Raw genomic sequence first — 11,708 nt, forward strand, 5'->3', positions numbered from 1 at the left:
AAAATATCAAAATATATAACTAAACAAAAAATTATTAATATTATATAGTGTAGACAAAAATCTATAAGTCTAAATAGGAGGTAGTTATATATGGCGGTATATAAAATAAAATCCAGTGAAATAACAGCTACAGCAACTAATACTATTATTTCTCAAAATGTGACATTAGAAGCTGAGACTCTAGAACTTATTACAGGACAAGTGCTTGATACTAATGGTACAACACCTGTAGAAGGTGCAGCAGTAGTATTATACAAAAAACTTACAGCAGAACCACAAACAATCACAAAAGAAGCTATAGCATATACAGATGCTAATGGTGAATATGGATTCCCTTATGATTTTGATACTAATACTTATTCTTATAGTTTAAAAATTTATACACCTAATAATATTGCATAATTTACTAGAATTATAAATTAGCCCATAATAGGAGGTATAAGATGGATATAGATAACGAAAAACTAACTATAGATGGAAAAGAATATACTCTAGCAAACATAAAATCAATAAAGTTAAACAATGATAATCCTTATAAAAATGAAGATACTTCAAATAAAAGCATTTCACTCACACCTGAAGTTTTAGATAATGATATAGTTCATTTAAATATTCAAATAGAAAAAATAGATAACTTAGATAGTTAAAATAACATATAATAAACTACTAAATTATTAAATAGTGGATAATCTCAAATCGCAAATCAACTCAATACTTTGAGATTATCATTTTGAGATGAGGTATGTTATGAATTATAAAATAATCTCTAGAGTAATAAGCAGAGGAGAACTTACACAAAAGGTGTTTATAAAAGAAGAATTCATTTTGAAAAGAGAAACTAAAAATCATTTGAACTTAATACATGGCGTTATTATGGATAATAATAACTATAAATTTTCAACTAATAATAATCTGCTCGTAAAGGTTGAAGATGGGAAAATATCGACTAATGAAGTTGTTCTAAAAAAGCAAGAAGGTGCTGTTATTTATGGTATTGTTTTATTTGAAAATGGAACTCCTGCTCCGGGAGCTACAGTGATTTTAAATTTAATAAATAAAAATAATGGAAGACCAATACCTATATCTTTTGCATTTACAGATGAAAATGGAGTATTTATATTTGGAATAAACGATACAAGATATGACTACTTAAGATAATATTCCCCATCAAAGTCATCCTTTTTTAAAGTAAATCACCTTGATGGGGTTAGCTAATACTATATCTAATATTTCTATATATTATTTAATCTATTTACTTGTTTTTATTTTAATATCTATTTCTCTACTAATTGAGTCTTTATTCTTTTTATTATTTTCTAAATCTAAATTAATATTACTTACTTCTTTCACAATAAGTTTAACACCCTCTATTTGTACCACTTCTACAATGCTACCTTTTTTTATTTTTACTTTATCTTTTGAAATAGCACTCCATTCTTCCCCATTTAATTTAACAACTCCAACTTCATATGGTTCAATATCTTGTACTACAATACCTTTTTGTGAAATTATTCCTTGCAAATTAGTATTATATTTTACATTTTTATCCCTATCTACTAGATATTTAGTTGCTATAACTAAAAGTACTATAGATACAATAGCAAATATCATAACTTGGATAAAGACACTTTCTATAAATGGGCTTAATAACATTGAAACCAATGCCCCGATACTAAACCAAATTAATGTAAGACTTGTTGTCATTAGTTCTCCAACACCAAATATTATAGCTACTATAAACCAAAATGTACTTATACCGATACTCATAAGCATCCCTCATCTCTTAAATTAAAATATATTTTTAGATTAGCTTAAATATATTATATCATTATATTTTATATTAGAATATTACAAAGAAATGTCAAATAATAAACAAAAGATTTAAATTATTTTTTTATTAAATCAATTTATTAATTCTTTCATAGTTTGTGGAATTAAATTAATTACATCACTTGCATTTACTGTATATAAATCTTTAGATAATCTTTGGCCTATATAACCATGAATATATGCTGCACAAACTGTTCCCATGAGATTAGTCATTCCTTGCCCAACAAATGAAGTTATCATTCCAAGAAGTGTATCACCCATTCCTCCATTTGCCATTGATGAGTTCCCTGTTGGATTTATATATGTGTATTTTCCATTTGTTATTACAGTTTCATACCCTTTTAACAATACGACTACTTTATATTTATTTGCAAATTCTTTTGCAGCATCTACTTTATTATCTCTAATATAATTTATAGGATATCCTGTAAGTCGTGACATCTCGCCTAAGTGCGGTGTAATTATTATTCTATTTGGATTGGATTTTAATAGTTCTTTTTTATCTTTGAGTACATTTAATCCATCTGCATCTATTATAATTGGACAAGTTGTATTATTTAATATATATTCTAATTTATTATAAGTATCATCATTATCTCCCATTCCACAACCAAATCCTATTGCATCACAATCTTTTATTAAGTTTATAACCTTTTGATTTTCAGCAATATTTAAAGTCATAGCCTCACAAAGTTTTTGACTTGCAATATCTTGTACATACGAGTCTGTTACTAATGTTGTCAGCCCACTTCCGCATTTTACTGCTGCTTGTGTCGATATATACGCGGCTCCCGTAAATCCTCTACTTCCTGCAAATAATGCTATTTTTCCAAAATCACTTTTAAATGAATATTTATCTTTTGCCCTTATATTATTTTTTATAATTTCTATATCTGTTATATATTCTTTATTGTCGTATTTTTCTAAGATATGTTCTGGTATGCCTATATGCTCAACAACTACATCTCCTATAAATTCTTTTGTCTCATATTTTAAAAATCCTCGTTTATAAAACTCAAATGAAATAGTTTTGTCTGCTTTTATACAAGTCCCCAATATATCACCAGTTGTAGCATTTATTCCTGATGGCACATCAATCGAATAAGTTTTATTTTTATTTTCATTTACAAGGTTTATAACATCGTAAAATACACCCTTTATTTCTCGCTCTAACCCTGTCCCAAATATACAATCAACTACTATATCTGATCTTTTTATAGAATTTTTTAGCTCATCCATATTTTCATTTTCTACAACTGTTGTTGATATATTAAATGATTTTAAGATATTATAATTTATTTTAGAACATTCACTTAGTTTTTCTAAATTGCCGACTATAAATACTTCTACATTTTTTCCCCTTGCACATAATTGTCTTGCTAAACCAAGCCCATCCCCACCATTATTTCCTACTCCACTTACTACAACATAGTTTTGGTTTTCTTCTATATCCATATGTTTAAATGCTGATAAAACTGCATTTTCCATCATTACAATAAGTGGAATTTTATATTCATCTACACAAGCATTATCTAAAATTTTCGTGCTGTCTGCTGTTCCTATTCTCATTTGAAATCCTCCCTTTTCTTTAGTTATATAATATTTTATAAATAATCATAAATTATACATTTTTATATAAATCTAAATTATGTTAAATAAAAAGAGCTAAACAGTTTTTAACTGCTTAGCTCTTTTTATTTATTAAACTCCTACAACTCTAGTAACCCCAGGTACTTCTTTTACTAATAAGTTTTCTATAACAGCTTTTAATGTCATAGTAGCCCCTGGACAACCTGAGCAAGCACCTTGTAATCTAACTAATACTACTCCATCATCGCTAACTTCTACTAATTCAACGTCCCCACCGTCTCTTTGTAGTACTGGTCTAATTTTATCTAATACTGCTGCAACTTGTTCTTTCATTCTTTACACCCCTTATTATTTTTGATTTCTACCTCAATTATACACTAATGATACAATATTCTCTACCATTTATTATTACATTTCCTTTTTTACTATTTTTTATATTAAAATATTAGCCCATATTCAAAAGATGTACTAATTTAATAGATGGTGTTGAAGATAACGAATACTTGAAACCATATTTAAACAGGAACACTCTTTAAATGAGCGTTCTTATTTTTTTGATTTAAATTAATAATATAAATTCCAAAAGAATATACTTCTAGTAAGCAATATAAAATTTACATACTTATTGCTAATATTTTAGAAGGGGGAATATTATGTTATTTAAAGGATCTGCAGTAGCTTTAGTTACTCCTTTTACAAGTGAAAATACAGTAAACTACAACAAATTAGAAGAACTTGTTGAGTTCCATATAAAAAATGGTACTGATGCAATAGTTGTTTGTGGTACTACTGGTGAAGCGAGTACATTAAGCGATAGAGAACATATTGCAGCAATAAAATGTGTTATTGATGCAGTAAACAAAAGAATTCCTGTAATTGCAGGTACTGGAGGTAATGATACTGAGCACTCTGTATTGTTGAGTAAAATTGCAGAAAACTTCGGTGCTGATGGACTTTTAATCATCAATCCTTATTATAATAAGGGAAATAAATCTGGTATAAAAGCTCACTTCACAAAAATTGCACAAAGTGTAGATACTCCAATTATTATCTACAATGTCCCATCTAGAACTGGTGTAAATTTATCACCTAATTTAATTGCTGAGTTATCTTATAATGAACCAAATATCGTAGCTGTTAAAGAGGCAAGTGGAGATCTGACACAAGTTGCCGAAATTGCTAGATTAGTTGATGATGACTTTGCTATATATTCTGGAAATGATGATTCTACTCTACCACTACTTTCTCTAGGTGGTGTAGGTGTAATTTCTGTACTTGCTAATATATGCCCTAAAGAAAGCCATGATTTAGTTTATAGCTTTTTAGACGGAAATATAGGTCTTTCTAGAAAACTTCAATTAGATTTAAAACCTCTAATTGATGCTTTATTCTTAGAGGTAAATCCTGTCCCTGTAAAAACTGCTATGAATCTTATAGGTATGGAAGTTGGAAATTTAAGACTTCCACTTGGTCATATGCAGCCAAATAATCTAGAATTACTAAAAAAAGAATTAAAATGTGCAAGATTTGAATTAAAATAGTTCAAAACTAAAATATTTATTAAAACAAATTATAAAAAGAGGATATTAAATCTACTTTTTTAAGTAATTTAGTATCCTCTTTTATTTATAATCTATTTGTAATTTTATTTTCTATATAATCTAATTAAATTTCTTTTTTACAAAATACTACAATGCTTGAAATCACAAATAATACACTTGCTCCTAGTGTACTATAAAGTGATTTTATAACTTCTGAAATCTCAACATCACCTTTTAGTATATCCATATTTACGTTTATAAGTTGAATTGGGTTATAATCTTGAACTTTCGGTATAATATTTAAAACCAAAAGTATTCCTACTATAACTCCACAAAATAACATAGAACCATAAGATGTTTTAAATAAAATCCCGCCCAAAATTATTGTACTTATTAAAAATATTCCAAATACCCATACAAGGCTCAAAGAAAATAACAGATTTTCGACCTGTGTATCTTCCCAAAATAGCATCGAGTATAAAAATGTGACTAATGCAGATAAAAAATAAGTAAATGTCCAAACTAATGTTGATGATGTGAATTTTGATAAAACTACAGTTTTTCTAGATAGCCCTTTTGTAAGCATGTTGATTAGAGTTCCTTTTGATAATTCGTTTGATATTAATCCGCTAAATATTATAACTAGTATAATCAGTCCCATCTGCGTAGTATTTTTAAAAAATTGTGTCCAAGAATCAAAAATAGTCGGTTCTGGCAAACTTATTTTTATGCCCTCTTCCATCAAAGATTCCATTAAATCTGGTGTGAATTTTGCCACGACTGGATTCATAAAACCAAATATTAAAAATACAGTCACAATCAAAAGTAATTTATATGTTTTAGTCAGTTCAAAAAGTTCTTTTTTTGTAAATGCTAAATACGCTCTCATTTTATTGCCTCCATAAATAATCTTTCTAGTGTTGGCTCTTGAATTCTTATATATATTGGATATAAATCCTTATCTATTAATCCCTGCATAACTTCTCTTTGAACTTCTTCTATATTGTTTGAGTGAAGGTAAATAGTGTTTTCGCTTTTTTGAATCTCATTTATATTAGAATTGTCTTTAATTATTTTTAAAAACTTTATAAAATCTTCTTTATTTTTCATTCCAACTTCCAAACAATCCACCATATGACCTTTTTTGATTTGTGATAAATCTCCACTTAGAGCAATTTTTCCCTCTCTAAGTATTGCAATTTCGTCGCATATTCTCTCAACATCAGATAGTATATGAGTTGAAAATATGACTGTAGTTCTTTCTTTTACTTTTAATAAAATATCTAAGATTTCTTTTCTTCCTATTGGATCTAATGCTGATGTCGGTTCGTCACATATAAGAAGTTTGGGCTCATTTAAAAGCGCCTGTGCAATACCCAGTCTTTGTTTCATCCCTCTTGAAAACTTGCTTATCTTTCGTTTTTTATAATTACTAAGTCCCACAAGTTCTAATAACTCTTCACTCTTTTTCTTTATATCGCTTTTTTTCATATTTGTAATTTCGCCGCATAATTTTAGATATTCATGTGGAGTCATATATCCGTAGTATTCTGGCACATCTGGAAGATATCCTATAAATTTATTTGTTTTAGTTTCGCCAAATTTAACTTCCTCTCCACATACTCTTATAATTCCACTATCAGGTTTTAAAAAACCTAAAATCATCTTCATTGTAGTTGTTTTACCTGCCCCATTTTCTCCAATAAAACCGAAAATGGAGTTTTCTCTTACTTTTAAATTAAGTCCATTTATAATATTATTTGAGCCAAAACTTTTATATAAATTATCTATCTCAAGTATATTCACTATTCCTCACCTCTACCAAATATAAAATAAAATATTGGGCCTATGATTTGTATAAACAAAACTACTATTATCCATATAGCTTTATTTCCAAATCTGTAGTTGGGGTGTTTTATAACATGTATTAATGCAGTTATAGCCAATATAAATTCTAAAATTATAACTGGTAATAATAATGCTAAATTATTTGTAATCTCACTCATATATTTACCTCCTTATATTAATTAGTTTCTAGTGCGAGCACACATGATTTAAATCTATAGTCGTCTTTTAAATCTGAAAATATAGGATTATCTTTTACACCACTTATAACACTTTGTTTTATTAATTCATGGCTTCTTGGTGTATTTACTCCTAAATCTAATTCCTTTAACCAATTTTCGATTTTGTCAAAAAATTCATCACCTCTTAATTTGAAATTATATATATTTTTTATACATACATCTGTGTATTTTTGTATTAACTCTAAAGCTTTTTCATTTTGTTTATTAATTGCATATCCTTGTGCAGTTGCAAGATATAAATTTACTGTTGTATTTGGATGTAGCTCATCTAAATTGAACAATTCACATATTCCAGCTGCTCTTTTAAAACATTCTTCAATAATATCTAATTTATCCATATTTAATACAATTTGTTGAGATATATTACCCACTAAACTTATAAGATTTTGATATATACAAATTTGAGTAATTTCACTTGCTTTATTCATATTTCCTAATAATTTAAAGCTCATGCTAATAAGCTCGGCATCTTGACTAAAAGTTTTTACATCCTCTCCTAATATTTCTAAAACTTCTGTTGGTTTATTATCCATAATCAATGAAAGTAATTCTAAATTTATTGCATCTTTTATTAATTGAGGATTTTCACTTTCTTCTCTTATTCTTATACATAATTCTCGTGCTCTATTTAAAACTTTTTCTTTATTATTAAATAACATATAGTGGTTTAAATAAAGTACTACCATTTGCTTTAAAAATTCAAAACAAGAATAATATTTTTTTATATACTCCTCACATTTTCCAAAAACATCATTTGGATCTTTTTGAGCAAATTCTTGTGCTAATTCATAATAAATCTTTTGTATATCTTGTTTTGTAAGCTGTGGCTCATATCCAATAAGCTCATCTAAAGATATATTAAATAATGTCGCAAGTTGAGGAAGTAATACTATATCCGGGTATGTTATGTTGTTTTCCCATTTTGAAACTGATGATTTTGATACTCCTATATAACTCGCAAGTTCATCTTGCGTAATTCCTTTACTTCGTCTAAATTTCGTTATGTTTTTTCCTATGTTAATTTTATTCATATATTTCACCTCTTTATATTTAAATTATATGTTTTAAATTAATACCAAACAATGGAGTTAAAAGCTACTTTTGTAGAAAAAGTTTCTCAAAGTGAAACTTTTTTAATTCTATCCACAACTACATAAAAATATAATAATCTACTACTTAGATTTATAATTTTTTATATTGAAAAATATTTTTCCATGTGTTACCATAAAATTGTAATTAAAATATATACAGGGGAGCTTTTGCTGAGATTGAATTTTTTCTAAACCCTCCGAACCTGCCGGATAATGCCGAGAAGGGAGTTTATATTATTGTATTTATATACATTAATTTGAATCTTCATCGTACATTATTTGTACGATTTTTTATTTTGTATGATAAATTTTAATAATTTTCAAAACACATCTAAATGTATTTATATAAAATAAATCTATCTATTTGAAAATTATTTAAAATGTATATTTTATTGTACAAAATTTCTACAATAGTTTTAATCTAAATTCCTTTCCAATAAAATCTCCATGTATATATATTTTCAATATTGTTTAAATTTAACTAGTTAAAAATACTTGCAAGTAATTATATTTTAAATCTAAATTTAAGGAGAAAAATATGAATTACACAACTCAAATGGATGCCGCAAGAAAAGGCATTATAACAAATGAAATGAAACAAGTAAGTGAATACGAAAATATAAATATAGACGAATTAGTAAATTTAGTGGCTCAAGGTAGGGTTTGTATTCCTGCGAATAAAAACCATAGATGCTTAAAACCTTATGGTATTGGCAAAAAATTAAAAACTAAAATAAATGTAAACCTTGGAACATCTAGAGACTGTCTCGATATGGATTTAGAAATGCAAAAAGTTATGAGCGCTGTAAATATGGGAGCCGAATCAATAATGGACCTTAGCTCTTATGGAGACACTCAAAAATTCAGAAGAAAATTAATAAAAGAATGCCCTGCAATAATCGGTACAGTACCAATATACGATGCTGTTGTCTATTATAACAAACCACTTAAAACTATCACTGCGAAAGAATGGATTGATGTAGTCAGAATGCACGCCCAAGATGGTGTCGATTTTATGACTATTCATTGTGGTGTAAATAAACATACAGCAGAGCGTTTTAAACAATCAAAACGCCTTACAAATATAGTATCTAGAGGTGGGTCTATAATATTTGCTTGGATGGAGTTGACAGGAAACGAAAACCCATTTTTTGAATTTTATGATGAAGTTTTAGATATTTGCAGAGAATATGATGTGACAATAAGTCTAGGAGATGCATGCAGACCAGGAAGTGTCCACGATGCTGGAGATATATCTCAAATAGAAGAATTAGTAACATTAGGTGAACTTACTAATAGAGCTTGGGCAAAAGATGTTCAAGTTATGATAGAAGGTCCTGGCCATATGCCACTTAATCAAATAAAAGCAAATATGGAAATCCAAGAAACTATATGTAACGGTGCCCCTTTTTATGTATTAGGTCCTCTTGTTACAGATGTCGCTCCTGGATACGATCATATAACTTCTGCAATAGGTGGAGCAATCGCTGCAACATATGGAGCTTCTTTCTTATGCTATGTCACTCCAGCTGAACACCTTCGACTTCCTAATCTAGAAGATGTAAAAGAAGGTATAATAGCATCTAAAATCGCAGCCCACGCTGCTGATATTGCCAAGGGAATTCCTGGCGCAATAGATTGGGATAATAAAATGAGCGAGGCTAGACGTGAATTAGATTGGGAAAAAATGTTTGACCTAGCAATCGATAGCGAAAAGGCAAGACGATACAGAGCTGAATCAAAACCAGAAAACGAAGATACTTGCACAATGTGTGGAAAAATGTGTGCAGTTAGAAATATAAATAAAATCCTAAAAGGTGAAGACGTAGATATAATGGAATAAATCTAAAAATATCAGACTCATTTTTAGATTTAATACCTAATACGCTAACAAATAAAAAGACGGGTAATTCCCGTCTTTTTATTTTTCATTTATTTTATTTAATCTTTAATTATTAATCTTTTAATTCAGATACTATTCTTAATAAATCAAGTAATATATTTACAAAGTCTAAGTATAAATTAAGTACATGTATTGATAAGTCATTTCTACAAGTTACTCCGCCAGATTGAATATCGTATTTTAATAAACTCACATCATATAAGATATATGCCGAGAATAATATTATACCTAGTCCACTTACTGCTATATTAAAAACTGTTCCTTGTATAAATATATTTACAATACTCATTCCTATAAGAACTACTAATCCTACAAGTAAAGTACTTCCAAGCCCAATATAGTGTCCTGCTGGTTTTCTATGTGATATCAATGCTAATAAAGCGAATAATACACATGTCCCTAAAACTACATTCATAAATAATGTTGTCCCTAAATCATATAGGTAGTAAGTTAAAATAGGATACATAAGTATACCATCTACAAAAGTAAATAGATATACAAAGTTCATTGAAAAACTTCTAGGTATTACATTTTTTCTAGATAACAATGAAAATAATAAAAGACCTACAACTAAAACCCCTATAAAAATATTAGCAACATATACTAATGATGCTGGAATAAACATTTTTCCAAATAAAAAACCAATAAACATAAATACTATTGATATAGATAGATATTTGAATACTGCTTCCATTGGATTTTCTACTGTCATATAAGTTGATTTATTCATAATTTTACCTCTCCTTCTAAATTTATATTTTTATAATTTATACATCTTTTATAATTTAATTATATAACTCTTATTTATATTAAATTATTACTATTTGGTAAAATTTATTGTATTTTTAATTTTCTTTGTTTACAATTCTGTTTTTTATTTTTTCCATGCGTAAGTCTAAGTCTGCACTAATTTGAGCACAGTCTAATAATTCTCGCCTTAATAACTCTTCTTCATCTTGTGGTATATCTTTTTTATAGCTAAGTTTATGTTCTAAACTAGCCCAAAAATCCATAGCAATAGTTCTAAGCTGTACCTCTACCCTCATATTTTTCTTTTCATCTTTTAAAAATATCGGTATTTCAACGATAAGATGAAGACTTCTATAACCATTTGGCTTTGGATTTTTTATGTAATCTTTCACCTCAATTAATTTTATATCATCTTGTTGCAATAAACAGTCAGCCAATACATATATATCTTCCGGAAAAGAACATATCACTCTTACTCCTGCTATATCATTTAAATTCTTTTCTATAGATTCTACAGTAAGCGGCACATCTTTTTTAGCTAACTTTTTTACTATACTATCTGGTGATTTTAATCTAGTTTTGATTGTTTCAATTGGATTTCTATCGTATTCAAGCGAAAATTCTTGATTCAACACTTTAAATTTTGTTTCTACTTCCATAATGGCGCACTTATAGTAAGCCATCAATCTCTTGAAAGGCATAACATTATATTCAAATTTATCAATAGCATTATTGTTGACTAATGCTTTAACAACCGGATCAACTAATTTTCCTCTTATCATACTCTACATAACTCCTATATACTCTCATTATTTAAAACCTTAAATTAGATTATCTTTTGAAATATAAAGAAATATAATTTCATATATACTATAAAATATTTATACCCAATTATTTTCAAAGTATAAATAAGATC

General features: G+C 27.8%; 14 protein-coding genes and 1 riboswitch. Of the genes, 5 read left to right on the forward strand and 9 right to left on the reverse strand.

From position 1 onward, the window contains the following. Positions 1-90: 90 nt before the first annotated feature. From I4U58_RS09085 to I4U58_RS09095, 3 genes are all read left to right on the forward strand, one after another. Positions 91-402 carry a hypothetical protein gene (locus I4U58_RS09085; RefSeq protein ID WP_195930982.1) on the forward strand — a complete coding sequence of 104 codons (312 nt, stop codon included), beginning with the start codon at positions 91-93 and terminating at the stop codon, positions 400-402. Positions 403-443: 41 nt separating this feature from the next. Beyond that, positions 444-647 carry a hypothetical protein gene (locus tag I4U58_RS09090; RefSeq protein ID WP_195930983.1) on the forward strand — a complete coding sequence of 68 codons (204 nt, stop codon included), beginning with the start codon at positions 444-446 and terminating at the stop codon, positions 645-647. Positions 648-747: 100 nt separating this feature from the next. After that, positions 748-1,158 (forward strand): hypothetical protein, encoded by a 411-nt coding sequence (locus tag I4U58_RS09095; RefSeq protein WP_195930984.1) that lies wholly within the window; start codon positions 748-750, stop codon positions 1,156-1,158. A gap of 90 nt (positions 1,159-1,248) precedes the next feature. Here the strand turns inward: I4U58_RS09095 and I4U58_RS09100 are convergent, their stop codons facing one another. The 3 genes from I4U58_RS09100 to I4U58_RS09110 form a co-directional block, all read right to left on the reverse strand. Beyond that, a complete protein-coding gene (locus I4U58_RS09100) occupies positions 1,249-1,767 on the reverse strand; it encodes an NfeD family protein (RefSeq protein ID WP_243269598.1) in 519 nt (172 codons plus the stop codon). Positions 1,768-1,902: 135 nt separating this feature from the next. After that, entirely contained in the window at positions 1,903-3,399 is a 1,497-nt protein-coding gene (locus I4U58_RS09105; RefSeq protein WP_195930986.1) for an NAD(P)H-hydrate dehydratase, read from the reverse strand. 132 nt (positions 3,400-3,531) lie between these two features. Then, positions 3,532-3,753, reverse strand: coding sequence for a NifU family protein (locus I4U58_RS09110; protein ID WP_195930987.1), 222 nt, complete (start codon positions 3,751-3,753; stop codon positions 3,532-3,534). Between the two features lie 317 nt (positions 3,754-4,070). Here I4U58_RS09110 and dapA point away from each other — a divergent pair, with 317 nt between their 5' ends. Beyond that, positions 4,071-4,961, forward strand: a complete 891-nt coding sequence (gene dapA, locus I4U58_RS09115; RefSeq protein WP_347708174.1) for a 4-hydroxy-tetrahydrodipicolinate synthase — start codon at positions 4,071-4,073, stop codon at positions 4,959-4,961. 124 nt (positions 4,962-5,085) lie between these two features. On the opposite strand, the gene I4U58_RS09120 is transcribed toward dapA, so the two are convergent. Genes I4U58_RS09120 through I4U58_RS09135 form a run of 4 tightly spaced genes read right to left on the reverse strand, consistent with a single transcriptional unit; the run spans position 5,086 to position 8,079 of the window. After that, complete coding sequence (locus I4U58_RS09120; RefSeq protein WP_195930989.1) at positions 5,086-5,850, reverse strand: ABC transporter permease subunit; 765 nt, start codon at positions 5,848-5,850, stop codon at positions 5,086-5,088. Next, positions 5,847-6,767, reverse strand: coding sequence for an ABC transporter ATP-binding protein (locus I4U58_RS09125; RefSeq protein WP_195930990.1), 921 nt, complete (start codon positions 6,765-6,767; stop codon positions 5,847-5,849). The genes I4U58_RS09120 and I4U58_RS09125 overlap by 4 nt, the downstream gene beginning before the upstream one ends. Then, positions 6,767-6,967 carry a PLD nuclease N-terminal domain-containing protein gene (locus tag I4U58_RS09130; protein WP_195930991.1) on the reverse strand — a complete coding sequence of 67 codons (201 nt, stop codon included), beginning with the start codon at positions 6,965-6,967 and terminating at the stop codon, positions 6,767-6,769. Before I4U58_RS09130 ends, I4U58_RS09125 begins: the two co-directional genes overlap by 1 nt. Before the next feature lie 17 nt (positions 6,968-6,984). After that, entirely contained in the window at positions 6,985-8,079 is a 1,095-nt protein-coding gene (locus I4U58_RS09135; protein ID WP_195930992.1) for a helix-turn-helix transcriptional regulator, read from the reverse strand. 208 nt (positions 8,080-8,287) lie between these two features. Further along, positions 8,288-8,383: riboswitch (TPP riboswitch) on the forward strand. A gap of 294 nt (positions 8,384-8,677) precedes the next feature. On the opposite strand from I4U58_RS09135, the gene thiC reads away from it, so the two are divergent. Beyond that, positions 8,678-9,982, forward strand: a complete 1,305-nt coding sequence (gene thiC, locus I4U58_RS09140) for a phosphomethylpyrimidine synthase ThiC (RefSeq protein ID WP_195930993.1) — start codon at positions 8,678-8,680, stop codon at positions 9,980-9,982. 112 nt (positions 9,983-10,094) lie between these two features. Here thiC and I4U58_RS09145 read toward each other — a convergent pair whose 3' ends face one another. Beyond that, complete coding sequence (locus I4U58_RS09145; RefSeq protein WP_195930994.1) at positions 10,095-10,772, reverse strand: Bax inhibitor-1 family protein; 678 nt, start codon at positions 10,770-10,772, stop codon at positions 10,095-10,097. 115 nt (positions 10,773-10,887) lie between these two features. After that, complete coding sequence (locus I4U58_RS09150; RefSeq protein WP_195930995.1) at positions 10,888-11,574, reverse strand: GTP pyrophosphokinase family protein; 687 nt, start codon at positions 11,572-11,574, stop codon at positions 10,888-10,890. Between the last annotated feature and the right edge of the window lie 134 nt (positions 11,575-11,708).

Origin of the sequence: Clostridium sp. 1001270J_160509_D11, assembly GCF_015667935.1 — a bacterium.
GTDB lineage: Bacteria > Bacillota > Clostridia > Peptostreptococcales > Peptostreptococcaceae > Intestinibacter.